The organism is Synechococcus sp. O70.2 (assembly GCF_047462135.1).
Lineage (GTDB): Bacteria > Cyanobacteriota > Cyanobacteriia > Thermostichales > Thermostichaceae > Thermostichus.
Genome location: NZ_JANSIS010000011.1, coordinates 38,788 through 58,704 on the forward strand (window position 1 = coordinate 38,788; position 19,917 = coordinate 58,704).

Below are 19,917 nucleotides of genomic sequence, written 5' to 3' on the forward strand. Positions count from 1 at the left end.
TGCTGATGTAGCTCAGTTGGTAGAGCAGCTCACTCGTAATGAGCAGGTCATCGGTTCGAGTCCGATCATCAGCTTTAAAACCTGCCTTAGCTTTACAAGGGCTGTGGGGCGGGAGGGGCTGCCCCCTAAGCGTGGCTAGGTGATCAAGCTGTCTCCTTACCTTCCCGGCCGCAGTTTTTGGCAATGACAACCCCTTTTCCTTGGCCCTACCGCACCCCTGGCATTCCAGACTCTGCCTTTGAGCGGATCCCGGGGATCCCTATGAGCCCCCGCGAGGTGCGGGTGCTAGTGCTGAGCCAGTTACGCTTGGGAGAAGACCACTGCCTATGGGATATCGGCGCTGGCACTGGCACTATTGCCATCGAGGCGGCCATTCTCTGCCCCCGCGCTTGCGTGATTGCCATCGAGCGCGATGCGGAGGTGGTCAGCTTGATCGAGAGTAACTGCCAGAAATTTGGCCTCAGCAACGTGCAAGTTATCCAGGGCACTGCTCCCGAGTGTCTGCATCAGCTTTCTCCGCCCCCCGACCGCCTCTGCATTGAAGGGGGCCATCCCCTCCGCCAGATCCTAGAGGCTGCTTGGCACTATCTCAAACCCAACGGCCGAGTCGTGGCCACCACCAATTCGCTAGAAGATCTCTACGGCCTCTCCGTCGGCCTGGCTGCGGTGGGAGCCCACCAGGTTGAAGTTATCCAGGCAGCAGTAAACCGTCTGGAGTCGCGAGGCCGCACCCAACTGTTGCTGGCTTTGGATCCTACTTTTGTGTTAAGCGGAGAGAAAAGCTCTAAATAGCTTGAGAGGTTTCTTCTCCGCTGCTTGCAAAGCTTTTTCTAAAGCAATGTGAATCAACCAAACCGAACCACCAGGACTCCAATTTTCTCCAGCTGCAGAGGGCAATGGAGAGATTTCACGTCCCCTTTCCAGAGTTGCAGGCAGTAAGGCTGGGGCGGCTGTTGATTCGACCTGCAGCGACTTGAATGCTATGGGGACTGGGGCATTGGCAATCGCTGCCGACAGGAAGTGATTTAGGCCAAGCCAGCCGAAGGAAAAGCCAGCTTGGGCTAGCGATGCCTCCTCGCTTTCCCCGCTCTTCCCGAAACCCTAGTAGCAGCTGCCAATCCCCCACTGCGAGCCCAAGGAAGGCAACTACTGCGCCATACACATTTCTCTACACTCTGCAGCCTTTGTTAGGGATCGAGGTAGAGTATTTCCAGAACAATTGCCTCTTCGGGAGAGCAAAGGATGAAAGTTGGAGATCGAGTACGGGTGCGCGCCAGCGTGATTGTCTATCACCACCCGGAACATCGCAATCAACCGTTTGACCTCAAGGGCATGGAGGGAGAAGTAATAGCTGTCATCCGGGACTGGAATGGCCGCCCTGTCAGCGCCAACTTTCCCTTTCAGGTGCAGTTTGGTAACAAGTTCCGCGCCCATCTGCAGGCGGAGGAACTGGAGCTGATCGAGGCGGCCCCCTTGCCGGAAACTCCTGCCTAGGAGAGACCTAGCAGGGTGCGGTTGGTTTCCAGAATTGGCTGGATTAAGGCAAACTCCGCCGGGGTAAGGTACTTGGCAATCACCTCCTGCAGAAGGCGGTAGGTGGCCTCGCAACTGCGCTGCGTGCGAAAGGCCCGCATCAAGGTCTGAAACCAGTAGAGGAATCGCTCCTTGTAGCGCTGCTCATCGTCCAAAAGCATGGCCAAAGCGGAAAGACGCAAAACCCGCACTGTGTCTGCCTTCCACTTGTTGCTGAAGTCCTCTATCCCCCGCATGAGCAAGTAGGGATCCAAGGCGCGCAGCTTGGCCTCCACCTCGCCGACAATCTGGGCTTCCGCCGCTTGAATTTTGCGGTAGGCGCTTAGCCGCAACTCAAAAGAAGCTAGGTAGGCCTCCATGAACTGCATCTCCTCATCTCGGAGATAGCGTCCGTCGGCGGCCAGGCTCAATTGGCGCAGTTGGGTCAGCATCGGGATACCAGAGGAATACAGGAGGGCATTCGCTTGCTTTTAAGCCTAGCGGCAGAAGGTGTGCCATTTGATTTCCGCTGGCTTCTCAGCTAGGTTAATATTAGTTAATAGTCTGCCAGTGGGCCCAGGCACCATTGGATAGAAAGCACCCTTTGGGAGGAAACACTTCCGTGAGTCAGAAAAGTAAAAACAAAAAATGGAGGAGTGCCGGCTTGTATGCCTTGCTGGCCATCGTCTTGATCTCGCTGGCCACAACCTTCTTCGGCACCCGCCCGGCTGAGCGCCTGGAGATCAGCTACTCGGATCTCATGAGCCGCGTAGAGCGGGGCGAGGTCAGCAAGGTTTTGGTTGAGGTTACTCCTGATGGCCGCCAAATTGCCATTGCTGACGCGGAGATCAACAGCCGCGCCACTCGAGTGCAGGTCAATCTGCCCCCCCTCACTCCCGACTTTGAGAACACCTTGCTTGCCAAAGGAGTAGAACTGGCAGTGCGCCCTGTTCAGGATGAGGGTTTGCTGGGGCGCATCTTTAGCACCTTCCTTCTACCTGTTTTGCTGCTGCTGGGTTTGTTTTTCCTGCTACGGCGAGCCCAGAATGGCCCTGGCAGTCAAGCGCTTAACTTCGGCAAGTCGAGGGCGCGGGTGCAGATGGAGCCGAAAACCCAAGTTACCTTCAACGATGTGGCAGGTGTAGACCAGGCCAAGCTGGAGCTGGCGGAGGTGGTAGACTTCTTGAAAAACCCTGAGCGCTACAACGCTCTCGGGGCGAGGATCCCGCGAGGGGTGTTGCTGGTCGGCCCCCCAGGCACCGGCAAAACTCTCTTGGCGCGCGCTGTGGCTGGGGAGGCAGGGGTGCCTTTCTTCTCCATCTCTGGCTCCGAGTTTGTGGAGATGTTTGTGGGGGTAGGGGCCTCGCGCGTGCGGGATCTATTCGAGCAAGCTAAGCAAAATGCCCCCTGCATTGTCTTTATCGACGAGATCGATGCCGTTGGTCGGCAGCGGGGAGCGGGTTTGGGAGGTGGCAACGACGAGCGGGAGCAAACTCTCAACCAGCTGCTGACCGAGATGGATGGCTTTGAGGGCAACTCCGGTGTCATTGTTATTGCAGCTACCAACCGACCCGATGTGTTGGATGCAGCGCTGCTGCGACCGGGGCGCTTTGACCGCCAAGTAACGGTGGACCGCCCTGACTTCCAAGGCCGCCTGGAGATCCTCAAGGTGCATGCCCGTGGCAAAACCCTGGCCGCCGATGTGGATTTGGAGAAGTTAGCCCGCCGTACCCCTGGGTTTACGGGGGCAGATCTGGCCAACCTGCTCAACGAGGCAGCCATCTTGGCGGCCCGCCGCAACCTCACGGAGATCTCGATGGACGAGATCAACGACGCGGTGGATCGAGTGCTGGCTGGCCCAGAGAAGAAGGATCGCCTCATGAGCGAGCGGCGCAAGGAGCTGGTGGCCTACCACGAGGCGGGCCACGCCCTGGTGGGAGCCCTCTTGCCCAACTACGATCCCATCCAAAAGGTCACCATCATCCCTCGCGGCCAGGCGAGCGGCCTTACCTGGTTTGTGCCCAACGATGACGACATGGGCCTGACTAGCCGTGCTCATCTCAAAAACATGATGACTGTCGCCCTAGGCGGACGGGTGGCCGAAGAGGTGGTTTACGGCGAGGCGGAGGTGACTACGGGGGCAGCCAGCGACCTGCAGCAGGTAGCCCGTATTGCCCGCAACATGGTGACTCGCTTTGGCATGAGCGACCGCCTAGGCAATGTGGCCCTAGGCCGCCAGTACGCCAACATCTTCCTAGGTCGCGAGATTGCTGCCGAGCGGGACTTCTCCGAAGAGACAGCAGCCCTTATCGACGAGGAAGTGCGGCGTCTAGTCAACGAAGCCTACCAGCGGGCTACCTATCTCATCCGGGAGAACCGCGCTCTCTTGGATCGCATTGCCCGTCGCCTGGTGGAGGCGGAAACCATCGACGGGGAAGAGCTACAGGCAATCATCGAGAGCTCTGAAGTGGTGATGCTGCCATCTGAGGAGGAGCCAGTGAGCTTGCCAGTGGCCCTCAACGTCAACGCTTAGGTCTCTCTCGCTGGAGGCGAGGTGGGGGATCCCTGCTTTCCAGGCAGGGATCTCAAGTTTTTCGAGGAGGCTGCCTTAGTCGACAACAGCCGAGCCCGACAAGAGGTGGCTCACCTCTGTTTCGGTGGCTCGAGGCTCGTACATCTTCACCACGTATTCGGCCACCATGCGGTCGGTGTTGAAAACCGGGTTGAGCGTGCGGATCGCCTCCTTCATGCGGGCAACCCAGCGGCGCGGGATCCCCTTTTCATCCCGCTCGTAGAACATGGGGATGATCTCGTACTCCAACACATCGTAGAGGGAGTTGGCATCCAGTTCATCTTGGATGGCGGGATCTAGGCCTTCAATGGCTTGTCCAATGGCCCAGCCGTTGCGACCGTTGTAGCCCTCAGGCCACCACCCATCCAAAACCGAGAGGTTGAGCCCGCCGTTGAAGCCCACCTTTTGCCCAGAGGTGCCCGAGGCTTCAAGAGGGCGCCGCGGGGTGTTTAGCCACAGATCCACCCCTTGGATCAAGTTGCGGCTGACGTAGGCATCGTAATTTTCAATAAAGGCAACCCTGTGGGCCACCTCAGGCCGATTTGACCACTCGACCACCCGTTGGATGAGGCGCTTACCCTCTTCATCTCGCGGGTGAGCCTTGCCAGCAAAGATAATTTGCACAGGGTATTCTTTGTTGGTGAAGATGCGGGTAACCCGCTCCAAATTCCGCAAGATGAGGTCTCCTCGCTTGTAGGTGCTAAAGCGCCGGGCAAACCCAATCGTCAGGATCTTGGGATCCAGCAACTGGTTGACAGCCTGGATGCGCTCGTTGCTCTCTCCGCGGCTGCGCCGCGCCCGCAACACCCGGTGACGGGTAAAAGCCACCAGCCGCTCCCGCAGGGCTTCTTTGCACCGCCACAGTTCCTCATCAGGTATTTCCTCTACTTTGGCCCACAGCTCCGGGTCGGATACCCGCTCGGGCCAGTCGGGACCTAGGTATTGGTTGTAGAGGTTCCAGAAAAGAGGAGCAACCCAGGTGCGGGCGTGAACCCCATTGGTAATGGAGCCAATGGGCACCTCATCCACGGAGCGCTCTGGGTAGAGCACATGCCACATCTGGCGTGAGACCCGACCATGCAACTGGCTTACTCCGTTGGCCGCACGTGCGTAGCGCAAAGCCAGCACCGTCATGTTGAAGGGCTCCCAGGGATCCCCGCCGCGCCGCGCTCCCAGAGCCAAAAACTGCTCCCGCGTCAGGCCTAGTTGCGGCCAGAAAGAGGCAAAGAACGCATCCATCTCGCTGGGGCTGAAGGCATCGTGGCCAGCCGGCACCGGTGTGTGAGTGGTGAACACACATTTCTCGCGCACCTTGGCCTCTGCTGCCTCAAAGGGCGTGCCCCGCGCCACCTCCTCCCGCAGCAGCTCCAGGGTTAGGAAGGCGGAATGCCCCTCGTTCATGTGGTAGACCATGGGATCCAAGCCCAGCTGGCGCAGCAGCCGTACCCCGCCAATGCCGAGGACGCACTCCTGGGCAAGGCGCGTGTCGGTGCCCCCGCCATAGAGGTGGGCGGTGATCCAGCGGTCAATAGGATCGTTCTCCGGCAGGTTAGTGTCTAAGAGGAAAAGGGGAACCCGGCCCACATCGACCCGCCAGGCGCGCACCTTGACCAACCGCTGCCGCATTGACAGCTCCACCAGTAGGGGGCTGCCATCTGGCCGCCGCACTAGCGTTAGGGGCAGGGAGTCAACCTCACAGTCTTCGTAGAGCTCCCCTTGCCAGCCGCTGATGTCCAGGCGCTGCTGAAAATAGCCTTGGCGGTAGAGCAACCCCACGCCCACCATCGGCACCCCTAGATCGGAGGCGGATTTGAGGTGATCGGCGGCCAGCATGCCCAGGCCACCGGAGTAGATCGGCAAGGACTCGTGTAGACCGTACTCAGCGCAGAAATAGGCAATAGGGCGCTGCCAGTCGTAGGTTTTCATGGTGCGCTTGGCCCAGGTATCCTCAGCTGCCATGTACTTGCGATAGGCTTGCACCATCCGATTGAGGGTGTTGAGATAGTTGACATCGGTGGCCAAGGCCGCCAAGCGCAAGTAAGAAACCTCCTCCAGCATGCGCACTGGATTGTGGGAGGTTTTTTCCCAGAGGGCGGGATCCATTTCCCGGAAAATGGTGAGGTGATCCGGGTTCCAAGTCCACCAGTAGTTGCGGGCAATCTCGCACAAAGGGGCAAGCGCCGGCGGCAGGGCCGGGCAACGTTCGGGAAAAGCAGAGGCTAGAGCAGCAAGGGACATAGGATAGATACCTGGGGCGGCGGAGTTTGATTGTACTTGGTAAGCGTTTCTAACTGATTTTAGATTCAGCAGGATCTCTACAACCTGCAGTAGCTCCAAGCCAGATTTCCTCAGCCTTTATTATCCCAGCAGCTCAGCTTTCAACCTCAAAGAGGGCCACTGGCCAGTCTTCGGCCCGTCTGGAGAGATGGCGCTGCATCCGGTTAACAGAGGGTAATTGCCACAAGCTCGGAAAAGCTTTAGCTGCCTTCGCTACCCAATGAGTTCTTTCGATAGGAGCTCCCACTGAACCTAGCGTCCCTCCACCACGGCCAAGCTGGTGTTGCGGTAGTAGTGGCTGAGGATCTGTTGGTAGGAGTAGTTTTGGCTAGCCAGGGCGGCAGCTCCCCACTGGCTCATGCCCACTCCGTGCCCGTAGCCGCGCCCTTGGATCTCGAAGAAAGCAGGGAAGCTTGCCCTAGCAGGAGTCAGGCTGGCGGTGGTGGCTGTCTCCCCACGCGGGCTGATGGTGATCATCGTGCTGCGCAACCCCAGGGCCTTGCGAAACTCGTTACCCCTGATGTCTTTACTGCCCTGGGATCCCACTAGGCGCAGGGTAATGGCCCGTCCCCAAGGGGAGCTGCGCAGGATCTCGATGGAGCGGATGGCACCGATCCCGTCGGCCAACTGCTGGATCTGGTGAGCAGGAATGGTGGCCGTCCAGCTAAACACGGGCGAGTGGTGATCGAAGTCGGGCACTCCCTGCAAGTAGGGCCGCGACTCCAGCCAAACATTGCCGGCATCGTCTGTGTGCCCCCCACTAGAGGAGTGGAAAACGGCATTGATCAACTGCCCCTGGTGGACGAGAACCTGCCCAGCCGTCTCGCGGGCCGCCGCTTGGGTGCGGTTGGATTCAGCCGCCACCCCCTTGTAGACCTGCCAATCGACGCCATTTCCGATGTCAAAAGGCTGGTGAGAACGGCGACTGCGATGGTAGAGGGCATAGGTGCGGGAGGCCACGGCTTGGGCTTTGAGGGCCTCCATCGGGAAACGGTGACCCATCTCGCTGCCCACCACGCTGGAAACGTAGTCCTCCAAACCCACTTGATTGATGGCGATCACTCCCCTCTCGCCGGGGACCAGCTCTGCCCAGCCGCGGTACCAGTTCTGGTCAATGAACACCAGCCCCTCCGGCTCCGTAGGCTGGAGATAGAGGCGCTCTGCCTGGTGACCAGCTACGCTTACTGCTGAGCCTACCCGAATGGCCTGAAGGGGCTGCATGGCCGGGATCTCAGCTAGCAGCTGGCCTTGGGGGTTTAGGAGACGGGCCGGAGTAGAGCTGCCAAGCCTAACCTGTGGCTTGTTGACGGCAATGCCCACCCGCAGCAGCACCCGCGCCTGAACTGGGAAGGTCAAGCAAAGCCAAGCCCAAACCAGAAAGCCAGCTAGCCGAGCTAGTGGAGCAGAAAACTGCTTTTCAGGCACAGCCCCTATCCTCCGCACGAGACTACTTGGAAGCAGAAAACCTCCCGATTGCCCGCAAGGCTGGCCAACCCGTTATGACGATATATCAAAAACTGCCTGTAGAGGCACCTTCTTGGGTTCTCGCTCCTCACCAAGAGCTCCCCCGCCGGCGGCTAAACCACTCCTGCAATAGACGACGACACTCAGCCTCGCAGACCCCCCCGATGACTTCTGGGCAATGGAAGCTGGCAGCAGAAGCAGGCAAGTTGAGCACACTGCGCAGTGCGCCGGCCTTGGGATCGTCAGCACCGTAGATCACCTGGGCCAGCCGCGATTGGCTGATCGCCCCCGCACACATGGGGCAGGGCTCCAGGGTCACGTACAGCCGACAGCCCTGCAACTGCCAATCGCCCAGGCGCTGCCCCGCCTGCCGCAGGGCCAAAATCTCCGCGTGGGCCGTGGGATCCCGATCCCGCTCCCGCCGGTTGCCGCTCAGGGCCAGCAACTCTTCCCCTGGCCCGACCACCAGAGCTGCCACGGGCACCTCGCCCGCCTCCCCCGCTTGCCTAGCTTCTTCTAGAGCTAACTGCATCCAGGCGCGGTGGCGCTGCCACGGATCCCGCTCCTGGGGCAAAAAAGAGGGGATCTTGCCCAAATTGCCGATCGTCATTGAGCGTTTGAGCACTGCTGTTGCCTGCTAGATTTGCTAAGTTGAGCACAGGGCTCTCACCCATCTAAAGGGTAACGGGGGGCCAGGTAGGATAGGGTATAGAGGCGGGGTTAACCAAGCTGGCCTTAGTCAGCGGATTGGGTCTAGGCCTTCCTCATGCTTGCATTCGTTTTCTTGGCAATAGGGCTTAGCGGTGGGAGGGATCATGGCGCGGCTTTTACGGCAAACACTTCTGGCAATGGCTTTGTTTAGCGGCGGCCTCGCCTACGGAGTTTGGCTGTCGTCGCCAAGGGGGCAGGAGTGGCTGCAGCAAACTCCCCTTGCCTCTTGGTCGCAGCGGACCAGTGAGGGGGTGGGATCCCTTCTGCCCCGCCCCGAGGCTGCCGATTCTGCTGCTCCTGCTGACGCCGTCCGGCCCTCCAATTTTATTGCCGCGGTTGCCCAAAAGGTGGGGCCGGCAGTGGTGCGCATCGACGCCACCCGCACCGTGGCCAACCCCCTTGATCCTGAGCTGTTTAACCATCCCCTGTTCCGCCACTTCTTCCCGCAACTGCCGCAAGAGTTCCAGCAGGAAGGCACCGGATCCGGATTCATCATCGACGCCGACGGCCTGATCCTCACCAATGCCCACGTGGTGGAGGGTAGCGAGCGGGTTAGGGTGCATCTGCTCGATGGGCGCACCTTTGAAGGGAAAGTCAAAGGCTCAGACCCGGTGACCGACATCGCGGTGATCCAGATCGAGGGAGAAAATCTGCCCACGGTGACCCTGGGCAACTCTGACCAGGTGCGGCCAGGAGACTGGGCCATTGCCATTGGCAACCCACTGGGCCTGGACAACACGGTAACGGTGGGGATCATCAGTGCCGTCGGACGCTCCTCTGGGCAAATCGGGGCTGCCAACAAGCGGGTGACCTTCCTGCAAACCGACGCTGCCATCAACCCTGGCAACTCTGGCGGTCCCTTGCTGGATGCGGAAGGTCGGGTTATTGGGGTGAATACGGCCATTTTCCAGCGGGCTCAGGGTGTTGGCTTTGCCATTCCCATCAACCGCGCCATGGAAATTGCCGAGCGGCTGATCCGCGACGGCCGGGTGGAGCACGCCTTCCTGGGTATTCGCATGATTACCCTCAACCCCGATTTGGTAGCCCGCCTCAACCGCGACCCAGCGCGGCTCAGCCCGCTGACGGTGCAGGAAGGGGTGTTGATTGGGGAGGTGGTTCCGGGCTCGCCGGCTGAGCAAGTTGGCCTGCGCAAAGGGGATGTCATTGTCGAGATCGACGGCCGACCTATTCGCGACGCCGAGCAGGTGCAGCAGTTGGTGGATGCCGCCGGCGTGGGCAAGACCCTGACGCTGCGGGTCATCCGCGATGGACAAGTGCGCATCTTCCAGGTGAAAACGGGGGTGCTGCCCCCAGACTTCTAGGGAGCTTTCCAAGCCCTCAAGTCATTGATCCCCGTAACAGAATGACTCTAGGAGCGGGGAAGAGGGGTGCGCATGGCTTGGGCAGTTGGCGAAACATTGCAGGGGGGGTGCTACCGCATCGAGGCTGTTTTGGGGGAAGGGGGCTTCGGCATCACCTACCGGGCCTGGGATAGCGTTCGCGCCGAGCAGGTGGTTATCAAGGTCTTGAGCGACAGCCTCCGCAAGGATCCAGACTATCCTCGCTTTCAACAAAACTTCATGAACGAGGCGCTGCAACTGGCCCGCTGCCGTCACCCCCACGTGGTGAAGGTGGAGGAGGTCATTTGGGAGCGGGATTGTTGGTGCATTGTGATGGAGTACGTTCGCGGCCAGACGCTGCACCAGCTTTTGCAGCAAAAGGGGCCGTTGCCCCTGCCAGAGGCTCTGCGCCTGACGCGGGAGGTGGGATCTGCCCTCATGTGCTTGCACGAACAGGGGATCCTGCACCGCGATGTAAAGCCCGCCAACATCTTGGTGCGGGAGGGATCCGGACAGGCGGTGTTGATCGACTTTGGGCTAGCGCGGACTTATAGGCAGGGGCTCATCCAACGCCACACCTCCTACGGCACCGATGGCTATGCTCCCCTGGAGCAGTACGACAGCCTGCGCCGCCGCGGGGCTTTTACCGATGTCTATGCCTTGGCTGCTACCCTCTACACCATGCTGACGGGGATGGTGCCCCTCTGTGCGCCGGTGCGGGCCACAGGTCGGCAGTTGGATCCTCCCCGCCGCCTCAACCCCAGCATTCCTGAAGATGTGGAGGCTGCTATCCTCAAAGGGATGGCCCTCCACCCCGAAGACCGCCCGCAAACGGTAGCTGAGTGGCTGGCCCTGCTGCCGGCAGAGTCAGCCCTGCAAGAGAAGCAACCAGCTACCTTTGAGCCTGCCATCCGCACCCAAGAACTGCGGGAACTGGAACAGCTTCTGGCCCAGCAGCGACCCCAAGATGAGCTGGAGCAGCTCCTGGCCAACCACTCCGCAGAAGAGCTGGAGCAAATGGTGGCACCCCCCACCCCTGCCCCAACAAAAGGGGAGGCGGGATCCAGAGCCCTGATTTTCCCTGAGGTCTCTCGAGAGGGATCCCTGCCTGCAACTCTCCCCTGGCCAGACTGGGTGGGAGAAGCGGCGCCTGCCCTGCAAGGGCTGTGGGATCGGCTGCGGGCCGGCCAGTGGGGGGAAGCCGATCGGTGGACGACGGCTTTGATGCTCAAACTCAGTGGGCGCTCCCAGGTAGGCTTTTTCGACCCCAAGGATGTTGAGGCTTTCCCCTGCCCCATGTTGCGGCTCATCGACCAACTCTGGATGCAGGCCAGCCATGGGCACTTTGGCTTTACTGTCCAGAAGCAGCTCTGGCAGGAGTGTGACTCGGAGGGAAGAGGAGGGCTTCGTTCGAGATCTTTCTCCGCCTTGCCCCGCGAAGAGTGCATGGGAGAAAGAGTCGGCTGGTGGGTGCAGGGCCGCTGGCTGGGGTACGAGGAGCTTAAAACCAACCTGGAAGCGCCCGAGGGCCATCTGCCAGTGGGCTTTTTCTGGGGCTACTCAGGAGGAGTGCGCACGGCCCTACTGATGCTAGATCGAGCGGTGCTGAAAAAGTTCAAAGCTTGCCTGTAAATAGAGCATCCCTCTTGGGGAGAAGGGCTGGGGGGTAAGGCAACAGGTGCACTTTGGCTAGCTACATGGAGTAGCGCTCCCGCTAGAGGAAATGAGAGGGCCAGCTTCCCGTTGTAGGCAAACTCTGCTATGGTCAGGGGACAGCAGGTGTAGCTGTCATGGCAAGCTGGCAGGGGCTTAGACTGCATGGCTGCTGAGAGGTCTTCCGCTAGCACCGGCGCCTGCTTGCGGACTGCGGCTGCCGTTTTGGAAGTCGGCAGGGAAGAGGCATCCCCCAAAGCAAACACATTGGGATAGCGGGGGTGTTCCACACCCACTTGTCCACCTCCACCCATCCTCCAGGGGCGGCCAAGAGGCTGCGCTTGACGCTTGCCTCAGGGTTGGAGAGAGCCGCTTGGGGAGCGTCTTGCTGGGAAGGGGCAGACGGCATCCGCTAGGCTGTCAGAGAGAAGGGCGGGAAGCCCCTCCTACTGTTGTGTTGTGGTGGCTCACCGATCATGGCAAGATCTTCATCTCCCGAGCCGCTCTCGGTCATTGCCTGGCATGCTCTGCCAGAGGAGCAAGCCATCCAGAAACTTTTCGGAGAGGAGCTGTCTTTGGCAGGGCTGTTGGAAAAGGGCCTCTCTCAAGCCGAGGTGGCCCGGCGGCAGCAGCAATATGGCCCCAATGAGCTGAAGGCCAAGGCAGCTACCCCGGCCTGGCTTAAGTTCCTGCAGCAGTTTAACCAGTCGCTGCTCTACATCCTGCTGGTGGCCGGGGCAATCAAGGCGTTCCTGGGATCCTGGCGCAACGCCATCGTGATCTGGGCGGTGGTGGTGATCAACGCCCTCATCAGCTACATCCAAGAGTCCAAAGCGGAGGAGGCCATTGCTGCCCTGGCCAAGTCGGTGGCCACCGAAGTCACCGTGATGCGGGAGGGGCAGAAAGTGCGGGTGCCCTCACGGGAGCTGGTGCCGGGGGATGTGGTGCTCTTGAGCTCGGGAGACCGAGTGCCCGCTGACCTGCGCCTGGTGAGCGTGCGCAACTTGCGGGTGGACGAATCGGCCCTCACGGGAGAATCGGTGCCGGTGGAAAAACGGCTGGGATCCCTCCCCGAAGACACGCCGTTGGCCGAGCGCCAGAACATGGCCTACGCCGGCAGCTTCGTGACCTTTGGCCAAGGGGCGGGGGTGGTGGTGGCCATCGGTAACCAGACCCAAACAGGCCGCATCTCCAAGCTGATCGAGGAAGGGGGATCCCTGCAAACTCCCCTGACACGTAAGTTTGAGGCGTTCAGCCTGACTTTGCTGAAAATTATCCTCACCTTGGCTGCGCTTACTTTCCTGGTGGGGCTGGTGCAGGGCCAGGCGGCAGCGAGTGTCTTTGAGGCGGCGGTGGCGCTGGCGGTGAGTGCTATCCCCGAAGGGTTGCCGGCAGTAGTTACCGTAACCCTGGCCATTGGGGTTTCCCGTATGGCCCGACGCCATGCGATTATCCGCAAGTTGCCGGCGGTAGAAACTCTAGGCAGCGCCACGGTGATTTGCTCGGACAAAACCGGCACCCTTACAGAAAACCAGATGACGGTGCAGGCCATCTACGCCGGATCCCAGCTCTACCGGGTTACCGGCAGCGGCTACAGCCCCCAGGGCCAGATCCTGTCCCCGGCGGCTGATTCCCCCATCGAAATCCATCAATTGCCTGCTCTTGAGGCTTGCCTCGTAGCTGGCTGCCTCTGCAACGACACCCGCCTCCAACCCAAGGACAAGGGCCAGTGGGAAGTTGTAGGGGATCCGACCGAGGCGGCTCTGCTTGTGGCGGCTCAGAAAGGGGGCTTGAATCGAGAAGATCTGCAGCGCTGCCGCCCTCGCCTAGATACCCTCCCCTTTGAATCCCAGTTTCAGTACATGGCTACCTTACACAGATTGGGGCCGGAGGAGCATTGCATTTACGTCAAGGGATCCGCAGAAGCTCTCTTGCCGCGCTGCTGCAGCCAGATGGGATCCCAAGGGGAGATCCAGCCCTTGGAAGCAGAGCCGATTCGCCAGCAGGTGGAGGCCTTGGCGCGGCAGGGGCTGCGAGTTCTGGCCTTTGCCCAAAAAACCGTCCCCGGCAGCCAAACTCAGGTGGATCACTCAGATCTAGAGGAAGGGCTGATTTTCTTGGGCTTGCAGGGGATGATTGACCCGCCGCGGCCAGAGGCCATTGCCGCCGTGCGCGCCTGCCAGAGTGCCGGGATCCAGGTGAAGATGATTACCGGCGACCATGTGCTCACCGCCCAAGCCATTGCCGAGCAGATGGGCCTGGGGGGTGGCAAACCGGTAAAAGCCTACAGCGGCCGGGATCTGGAGCAGCTCGGCCCAGAGGAGTTTGTTACCGCCGCCAACGAGGGATCCGTCTTTGCGCGGGTGGCCCCGGAGCAAAAGCTGCGCCTGGTGGAAGCTCTGCAGTCGCAGGGCCATATCGTGGCCATGACTGGCGATGGAGTTAACGACGCCCCGGCCTTGAAGCAGGCGGACGTGGGGATCGCCATGGGAAGGGGTGGCACCGAAGTGGCCAAAGCCGCCGCCGACATGATCTTGACCAATGACAACTTTGCCTCCATCGAGGCCGCCGTCGAAGAGGGGCGCACCGTTTACAACAACCTGCTCAAGGCCATCGCCTTCATCCTGCCGGTGAACGGAGGGGAGTCAATGACCCTTCTCCTCAGCGTCCTCCTCAACCGCGAGCTGCCCATTTTGGCCATCCAGGTGTTGTGGCTCAACATGATCAACTCCATCACCATGACAGTGCCCCTCTCCTTTGAGCCCAGCACGGGGCGGGAGATGACCCAACCACCGCGGGATCCCGACGCCAATTTGCTTTCTCCCCGGCTGCTGCAACGCATTCTGCTGGTTTCAGCCTTTAACTGGCTCTTGATCTTCGGGGTTTTTGAATACATCGAACAAACCACCGGCAACCTCAACCTGGCCCGCAGCATGGCCATTCAGACGCTGGTGATTGGGCGCATCTTCTACTTGCTCAGCCTCAGCCAGGCTATTCCTACCCTGTTGGGCCGCGGGCGCGCCAGCCAGTTGGAACGCCACGAACGCCTAATGGATGTGGCGGCTATCACCATCGGCATTGGAGCGGCCATCCTGCTGCAGATCCTCTTCAGCCAATGGAGCCTGTTCAACGCTCTCTTCGACACGGCACCGCTAGCTTGGGAGCAGTGGGGCTTCTGCCTGGTGGTGAGCCTGCCAATGATTGGGGTGGCAGCGCTGGCCAACCGGGTGGATCCGGAAGGCGCTTCGCTGGCCCGCTCCCGCTAGCTGGCTCTTTCCAACTCCAGAGGAGACCAAGGGGGTGCCTTCAGCAGGCTTGGCGGGATCCCTGTTGGGGAAAAGCTAAACGCCGCTTCTATATCCGAGAGGCCTTTCGGAGGGCGCAGCGGTGTCTGGATTTTTGCCCGCAGGGATCCAAAGGAGCTTCCCCACAATTCTCCGCTGCTGGAGCAGTGGTGGGTTTGGCCATCTTCGACTGCACTTAGCGGTTGCCCTGGGGGATGAGGAGTTGCCGCAAGGCTTCTTTGAGGTGGGGATATTGGAAGGTGAACCCCAGCTGCAGCGCGGCTTGGGGGATCACCTTCTGCCCCGTTAGAACCACCTGAGCTGCTTCGCCCAGCAGCAGTTCTAAGGCTAGGGCTGGCACTGGCAGCCACGAGGGGCGGGCCAAAACTTGCCCCAACGTGCGGCAGAACTCTTCCATTGGCACTGGGTTGGGGGCAGTGGCGTTGAAGACGCCGGATCCCTGCTGCAGCAGGAAGCAGACTAGACTCACCCAGTCGTCGCGGTGGATCCAGGAGACCCACTGCTTGCCAGAGCCAATGGGGCCGCCGAGGAAGAACTGAAAGGGGGCAAGCATTTGACCCAGGGCTCCTCCATCGGGCCCTAGGACAATCCCCGTGCGCAGGATGGCCAAGCGGATCCCCAGCTCCTCAGCCGGGCGGGCAGCCGCTTCCCAGGCCTGACAGACTTCTGCCAAAAAGCCCTGGCCAGGGGGATCTGCCTCCGTCAGGGGCTCTCCTTCGGGTCGGGATCCGTAGTAGCCCACCGCCGAGCTGCTGATCATCACCTGGGGCTTCTGGCCAAGGGAGGCGAGGGCTTGGACAAGGGCCTGGGTGGTCTCCACGCGGCTGCGGCGGATCTCTCTTTTCTTAGCTTCTGTCCAGCGGGAAGAAGCCAGGGGCTCTCCGGCCAAGTTGACAACTGCCTCGTACCCTTCCAGAGCTGAGGCCCAGCTTTGCGGTTGATAGGGATCGTACCCCAGCAGCTTGAGGTTGGGGGAGGCTCCCAAAACGCGGCGGGCCTGCTCAGGGCGGCGGCTCAAAACCAACACCTCATCTCCTCGCTCCAGCAGGTGGGCCACCAAGCGGCGCCCGATAAAGCCACTCCCACCAGTAACCGCTATGCGCATAGGCGGATCCCGACTCCTTGCATTCCCCCTGTCGAACCTCTAGCCTAGCGCGTCTGCGGTTTACCCCGCCTCCGCCGCGCTGAGTTGGCGCTAAAAGACAGAAAAGTCGTGGGCCAGCCCCTGACATGCTCGGAAAAATCGGCTTCAATAAGCCCTAGCTGCGCTTCCTGGTAGCAGCAGCGGCTCTTTACCTCCTTATGGCACCCAAGTCTGCTTCCCGCACTCTGGCTCGCTCCTTGCCTCTACAGGTGGAGCAAGTTGCTGGGCCTAGACTGCGCCTTTCCAGTCGCTCCCAGGGATCCTTAGCTCGGGTGCGGGGGCAGGGAACGCTAGCTGCCAACCGACGGACGATCCCTGTCCGGCCTTCTAGAACCTCGCCCCGACTGCGGAGACGGCCAGAGCCTCAAGCTTGGGAACTGCTCTGTCGCATCGGAGTGAATCTCCTGTTTACGGCGGCTGCTCTCAGCGGTCTGTACCGCCTTTTGCCTGTACAACTAGCCCAGCATCACCGTCTAAAGGTTTTGGAGCAGAACCTCGAAGTCCTCTCAGCGCGAATCTCGCGACTGCGGGAGGAGTTGGATCGCGGCATGGATCCCTTGCAGCAGCAGGCCCTCATCAAGGAACGCCTCAACCGAGTGCCGCCGGATCAACTCCAGGTGCGCCTGGTGGATCCCAGCGCTCTAGTAGCCGACACGGAGAAAGAGGCGCCTCTTGCCTGGATTGGACAATCTCCCCAGTTGTCTAGAAGGCCTTAGCTAGGACTGCCGCAAAAGCAGGGCCGCCTCCTTGGCGAAGTAGGTGAGGATCATGTCAGCGCCGGCTCGCTTCATGGCCAAGAGCGATTCCATCATCACTTTCTTGCCGTCGATCCAGCCCTTTTGCTCGGCAGCCTTAATCATGGCGTATTCGCCGCTAACGTTGTAGGCAGCCACAGGCAGATTTGTTGCTTCCTTAACCCGATAGATGATGTCCAGGTAGGCCAAGGCCGGCTTTACCATCACCATGTCCGCCCCTTCCGCCTCGTCCAGCTCCACTTCTTTGAGGGCCTCGCGGGCGTTGGCGGGATCCATCTGATAAGTTTTCTTGTCCCCCCACTTGGGCGCAGATCCCAGGGCATCGCGGAAAGGGCCGTAGAAGGCAGAGGCATACTTGGCCGAGTAGGCCAGGATGGCCACGTCGGTGTAGCCTTGCTCGTCCAGGGCCTCGCGAATGGCGCCGATGCGACCGTCCATCATGTCGGAGGGGGCAACAATATCGGTTCCCGCTTCCGCTTGCGAGAGGGCCTGCTTAACCAGCACCTCCACTGTCTCGTCGTTGAGGATCACCCCGTCCCGCACGATGCCGTCGTGGCCCTCGCTGCTGTAGGGATCCAAGGCCACATCCGTTATCACCAGGATCTCGGGGATTTCCTGCTTCAGCCGCCGCACCGCCCGCTGGATCAACCCTTCTGGGTTAAAGGACTCCCGCCCCGTGGGATCCTTTTTCTCTTCCGGCACCACTGGGAAGAGAGCCACCGCTGGGATCCCCAAGTTGGCTGCTTCCTCCACCTCCTTCAGGAGCAGATCCAGAGTGTAGCGGTAGCAGCCGGGCATGGATTCCACTTCCTGCCGCTGGTTCTCTCCCTCCATAACAAACAGCGGGTAGATGAGATCCTGCACCCGCAGGTGGGTTTCCTGAACCAGTTGGCGAAGGGCCTCAGTGCGCCGCAGCCGGCGGGGACGGTAGATTAGGTCTAGGCTCATGGGAGCAAGCAGAAAGAGGGCCTCTCTATTTTGCCACGAGGGCCCAAGCGGCAGGGAAAGTGCCGATCCAGCCACTGGCAGAGAGTCTCCTGGACGGCTTCGGCTTGGCAGTCGTGTAAAAGGTCGTGGCGTGAGCAGGAGAAATCGTAGATCTCTCCCTGGGGCAGCCGGCGGGCAAACTCCACGGCGCCGGCAGGGTTGACGACGATATCGGCGGAGGTGTAGAGCACCAGAACCGGCAGCTCCAGGCGGTGGGCCTGCTCAAGGCAGCGCTGCCCGCTACGCACCAACTCCGCCGTAAACCGGGCCCGGGTAACGCCACACACGTAAGGATCTGCAGCCAAGACCGCCTGCTGCTCCGGTAGGGAAGTCACCCGCACCGGCTCGTAGAGGCCAGTCAGGGCCAACTGGGGCAAAACCTTGTCCAAAACCTGCAGAAGACCCCAGGTAAAGCGGTTGAAATAGTGGTCGATACGAAAGGCAGGGGAGATGAGGATCAGCCCCTGCACTTGGTCGGGGTGAGCGAGCGCGTATTCCGTAGCCCAATTGGCCCCTGCGCTGTACCCGCACCAGACTTGGAGGATCCCTGGCTGGGGCCAAACTTGCTCGACGATTGCCTCTAGATCCGCCTGGTACTGACTAAAGTGCTCGATCCAACAGCGGATGCCACCTGAGCGTCCAAATCCCCGCATGTCAGGTGCCAAAACCTCCCAGCCCCGGGCCACTAGTTCTTCCGCCAAGGGGCCAAACCCGCCGCTGTGATCCCCTTTGCCATGCAACAGCAACACCCGCCCGCGCGGGGATCCCGGTGACCAGTGGCGGAGAAAAACCGTGGTGCCGTCCGAAAGCTGCAGTTCCCGGGATCGATAGATCTCTTGAGACGACGGAGGTCTTGTCTGACTTGGCAACCGCTCCTCTGGAGCCTCCCAGTGGCCTAACTGGCGACCTGGATGACCGGACAAGTCGAAGGGCATAGGCAGATGAGATACCAGCCGGCAAAGCCGCAGATCCCATCTTCCCACTCCCCTGTCGCTAAGCGACCGCAATGTTGCTTTTCGCTTTAAAATATTTCTTAACAATTTCACCTCTTGCCGGGGATCCGTGTCAGTTCAAGCTTTCTGCTTTTTTCGGGAGCAGGGGGGAAAGAGTTTTCGGGTTAAAAAGAGGCGCTGGGGAGGTATGATCCTGTGAAGAAGTTTTGCCAAGCCTCAAGTTGACGGGATCCCGTCGCTACGGCTTCTCCTTTCCCTTGAGCATTGCTCTACTGCTTGTCAGCTTTGCCTAGTTGGAAATGGGTTGTTGAAACTATGCTGTTACTGAAAATCTCAGTTTACGCAGTGGTGATCTTTTTTGTCGGGCTGTTTGTCTTTGGCTTCTTGAGCAACGATCCGGCCCGTAACCCCAACCGTCGGGATTTGGAGTGAGGGAACCTTGAGAGGGTGCCCAACGCATCCCCGCTGCGGTAGCTTTCAACCCAACACGGCGGCCTGGCTTGCCTACGGCAGCGCTGTGATGAGCAGGGTTTGGGATCCAGAGCGATTCTGCTGGTCAAAGGCGGTGATGCGGAACTGCCAAACGCCGGCAGGATCGCCAGGAGCAACCCGGAAGTCGGTGTTGAAGCTACAGAAAGTAGCACCTGGGCTACAGCCAACCTGCTGCGGGCTAAAGGCTTCTCTTTGCACGCGCGCGCCAAGCGGGTTAAAGGTTTCCAGTTCCACAAACTGGGTTGAGCGGGCACCGCCGGGCACACTGACTTGTACCGTAAAGGCGGGGGTGGAAGCGCCCACCCGCACAGAGGTAGGCGGATTGATGAAAGAAACGGTTGGGCTCTGGGGTGGGATGAGGATCGATCCCCCAGGGCTACTACCACTGCTGCAGGCGTTGACATTCTCCCTGCCCTAGGGTAAAGGGCAGGGATTCTTTCTCAGACAGCAGGATGGCTCCTACTGGCTGAGCTACATAGAGCATGAGGCTGAAACCTCAACCCTATGGGGGATGCCATAACCCCAACTACTGGGCCTAAGCCCAGATACGTTCTGCGAAGGTTGATTGCCCCCACCCCGTCCCGATGGAACCTAAACCCGCACCCGCACCTATACCCACGGCCTTTTGGCTTGTTCCTCTTGTTGCAAGCAGGACAGGTTTGAGAGCTGTACCGCTCATCTTGGAGCACTACTCTCATCCCCAGCCGTTCGGCCTTGTAGGTGATGTAGTGCCGGGCTTGGCCATGCACCAT

The 19,917-nt window shown here is 60.3% G+C and carries 17 protein-coding genes and 1 tRNA gene; 9 read left to right on the forward strand and 9 right to left on the reverse strand.

Translation table 11 applies throughout. The features are described from left to right. Window position 1 precedes the first annotated feature (1 nt). From NW812_RS10545 to NW812_RS10555, 3 genes are all read left to right on the forward strand, one after another. Window positions 2–74, forward strand: a tRNA-Thr gene (locus NW812_RS10545). Window positions 75–183: 109 nt separating this feature from the next. After that, the gene (cbiT, locus tag NW812_RS10550; RefSeq protein ID WP_414396681.1) at window positions 184–792 is read left to right on the forward strand and encodes a precorrin-6Y C5,15-methyltransferase subunit CbiT; all 609 of its coding nucleotides are present in this window, start codon (window positions 184–186) and stop codon (window positions 790–792) included. A gap of 450 nt (window positions 793–1,242) precedes the next feature. Further along, the gene (locus NW812_RS10555) at window positions 1,243–1,494 is read left to right on the forward strand and encodes a ferredoxin-thioredoxin reductase variable chain (protein WP_414396683.1); all 252 of its coding nucleotides are present in this window, start codon (window positions 1,243–1,245) and stop codon (window positions 1,492–1,494) included. On the opposite strand, the gene NW812_RS10560 is transcribed toward NW812_RS10555, so the two are convergent. Continuing rightward, on the reverse strand, window positions 1,491–1,964 hold the full coding sequence (locus NW812_RS10560; RefSeq protein WP_414396686.1) for a phycobilisome protein: 474 nt from the start codon (window positions 1,962–1,964) through the stop codon (window positions 1,491–1,493). The two genes, NW812_RS10555 and NW812_RS10560, sit on opposite strands and share 4 nt — an antisense overlap. Window positions 1,965–2,134: 170 nt before the next feature. On the opposite strand from NW812_RS10560, the gene ftsH reads away from it, so the two are divergent. After that, on the forward strand, window positions 2,135–4,045 hold the full coding sequence (gene ftsH / locus NW812_RS10565) for an ATP-dependent zinc metalloprotease FtsH (protein ID WP_414396688.1): 1,911 nt from the start codon (window positions 2,135–2,137) through the stop codon (window positions 4,043–4,045). A 75-nt stretch (window positions 4,046–4,120) separates the two neighbouring features. On the opposite strand, the gene glgP is transcribed toward ftsH, so the two are convergent. The 3 genes from glgP to NW812_RS10580 form a co-directional block, all read right to left on the reverse strand. Beyond that, a complete protein-coding gene (gene glgP, locus NW812_RS10570) occupies window positions 4,121–6,322 on the reverse strand; it encodes an alpha-glucan family phosphorylase (protein ID WP_414396690.1) in 2,202 nt (733 codons plus the stop codon). A gap of 291 nt (window positions 6,323–6,613) precedes the next feature. Beyond that, window positions 6,614–7,717 (reverse strand): SpoIID/LytB domain-containing protein, encoded by a 1,104-nt coding sequence (locus tag NW812_RS10575; RefSeq protein WP_414396693.1) that lies wholly within the window; start codon window positions 7,715–7,717, stop codon window positions 6,614–6,616. Between the two features lie 196 nt (window positions 7,718–7,913). Continuing rightward, window positions 7,914–8,435 (reverse strand): nucleoside deaminase, encoded by a 522-nt coding sequence (locus tag NW812_RS10580; protein WP_414396719.1) that lies wholly within the window; start codon window positions 8,433–8,435, stop codon window positions 7,914–7,916. Between the two features lie 205 nt (window positions 8,436–8,640). Here NW812_RS10580 and NW812_RS10585 point away from each other — a divergent pair, with 205 nt between their 5' ends. The 3 genes from NW812_RS10585 (at window position 8,641) to NW812_RS10595 (ending at window position 14,795) form a co-directional block, all read left to right on the forward strand. After that, entirely contained in the window at window positions 8,641–9,858 is a 1,218-nt protein-coding gene (locus NW812_RS10585) for an HhoA/HhoB/HtrA family serine endopeptidase (RefSeq protein ID WP_414396695.1), read from the forward strand. Window positions 9,859–9,930: 72 nt separating this feature from the next. Then, window positions 9,931–11,508 carry a serine/threonine-protein kinase gene (locus tag NW812_RS10590; protein WP_414396697.1) on the forward strand — a complete coding sequence of 526 codons (1,578 nt, stop codon included), beginning with the start codon at window positions 9,931–9,933 and terminating at the stop codon, window positions 11,506–11,508. A 497-nt stretch (window positions 11,509–12,005) separates the two neighbouring features. Further along, window positions 12,006–14,795, forward strand: coding sequence for a cation-translocating P-type ATPase (locus NW812_RS10595; protein ID WP_414396699.1), 2,790 nt, complete (start codon window positions 12,006–12,008; stop codon window positions 14,793–14,795). Window positions 14,796–15,009: 214 nt separating this feature from the next. Here the strand turns inward: NW812_RS10595 and NW812_RS10600 are convergent, their stop codons facing one another. After that, on the reverse strand, window positions 15,010–15,939 hold the full coding sequence (locus NW812_RS10600; protein ID WP_414396702.1) for a TIGR01777 family oxidoreductase: 930 nt from the start codon (window positions 15,937–15,939) through the stop codon (window positions 15,010–15,012). A 197-nt stretch (window positions 15,940–16,136) separates the two neighbouring features. On the opposite strand from NW812_RS10600, the gene NW812_RS10605 reads away from it, so the two are divergent. Next, complete coding sequence (locus tag NW812_RS10605) at window positions 16,137–16,694, forward strand: hypothetical protein (protein ID WP_414396704.1); 558 nt, start codon at window positions 16,137–16,139, stop codon at window positions 16,692–16,694. Here the strand turns inward: NW812_RS10605 and hemB are convergent, their stop codons facing one another. Further along, a complete protein-coding gene (hemB, locus tag NW812_RS10610) occupies window positions 16,695–17,681 on the reverse strand; it encodes a porphobilinogen synthase (RefSeq protein ID WP_414396707.1) in 987 nt (328 codons plus the stop codon). Beyond that, a complete protein-coding gene (locus NW812_RS10615; protein WP_414396710.1) occupies window positions 17,678–18,655 on the reverse strand; it encodes a lysophospholipase in 978 nt (325 codons plus the stop codon). Before NW812_RS10615 ends, hemB begins: the two co-directional genes overlap by 4 nt. Before the next feature lie 333 nt (window positions 18,656–18,988). Here NW812_RS10615 and NW812_RS10620 point away from each other — a divergent pair, with 333 nt between their 5' ends. Further along, complete coding sequence (locus NW812_RS10620; protein WP_414362630.1) at window positions 18,989–19,105, forward strand: photosystem II reaction center protein I; 117 nt, start codon at window positions 18,989–18,991, stop codon at window positions 19,103–19,105. Window positions 19,106–19,177: 72 nt separating this feature from the next. On the opposite strand, the gene NW812_RS10625 is transcribed toward NW812_RS10620, so the two are convergent. Together NW812_RS10625 and NW812_RS10630 are read right to left on the reverse strand one after the other, a co-directional pair. Then, on the reverse strand, window positions 19,178–19,468 hold the full coding sequence (locus tag NW812_RS10625) for a hypothetical protein (RefSeq protein WP_414396713.1): 291 nt from the start codon (window positions 19,466–19,468) through the stop codon (window positions 19,178–19,180). Between the two features lie 137 nt (window positions 19,469–19,605). Next, window positions 19,606–19,917, reverse strand: coding sequence for a transposase (locus NW812_RS10630; RefSeq protein ID WP_414396716.1), 312 nt, complete (start codon window positions 19,915–19,917; stop codon window positions 19,606–19,608).